Source organism: Aeromicrobium sp. Leaf272, from assembly GCF_001422865.1.
Lineage (GTDB): Bacteria > Actinomycetota > Actinomycetes > Propionibacteriales > Nocardioidaceae > Aeromicrobium.
The window spans coordinates 1-816 of the sequence record NZ_LMMY01000012.1 but is presented as its reverse complement, the minus strand read 5'-3'; the positions used below and the strand labels follow the sequence as shown (position 1 = coordinate 816).

At 57.9% G+C, this 816-nt stretch carries 2 rRNA genes (1 of these 2 only partly in view); both read left to right on the top strand.

Going from position 1 to position 816, the window contains the following annotated elements:
• Window positions 1–546 (top strand): 23S ribosomal RNA (locus ASF38_RS09305) (it extends 1,566 nt beyond the left edge of the window).
• Window positions 547–659: 113 nt separating this feature from the next.
• A 5S ribosomal RNA gene (gene rrf / locus ASF38_RS09300) occupies window positions 660–776 on the top strand.
• The last annotated feature ends 40 nt before the right edge of the window (window positions 777–816 follow it).

Sequence of the window (816 nt, the reverse complement as noted above, 5' to 3'; positions counted from 1 at the left end):
TCCCTCAGCCTGGTTGGCAATCAGGTTTCGAGTGTAAGTGCACAAGGGAGCTTGACTGTGAGACTGACAAGTCGAGCAGGGACGAAAGTCGGGACTAGTGATCCGGCGCTGGCATGTGGAAGCGGCGTCGCTCAACGGATAANCCTCGATGTCGGCTCGTCGCATCCTGGGGCCGTAGCAGGTCCCAAGGGTTGGGCTGTTCGCCCATTAAAGCGGCACGCGAGCTGGGTTTAGAACGTCGTGAGACAGTTCGGTCCCTATCCGCCGCGCGCGTAGGAAACTTGAGAAAGGCTGTCCCTAGTACGAGAGGACCGGGATGGACGAACCTCTGGTGTGCCAGTTGTTCTGCCAAGAGCACGGCTGGTTGGCTACGTTCGGAAGTGATAACCGCTGAAAGCATCTAAGCGGGAAGCACGTTTCAAGATGAGGTTTCCCACTGGTTTATCCAGGTAAGGCCCCCAGCAGACCACTGGGTTGATAGGCCGGAAGTAGAAGTGCAGCAATGCATGGAGCTGACCGGTACTAATAGGCCGAGGGCTTGTTTCTTACAAGATTACTGCGCGTCCACTGTGAGGTTCCCGAGATATGAGTCGGGAACATGCTCGATCAGGTCCCCGCCGGGGCTTGTTCGGGCAGATCGATTGATATCTCCATAGAGTTTCGGCGGCCATGGCGAAGGGGAAATACCCGGTGACATTCCGAACCCGGAAGTCAAGCCCTTCAGCGCCGATGGTACTGCGTGGGAGACTGCGTGGGAGAGTAGGACGCCGCCGGACAATCATTAGCGCGAGGCCGCTCCCTTCAGGGAGCGGCCTC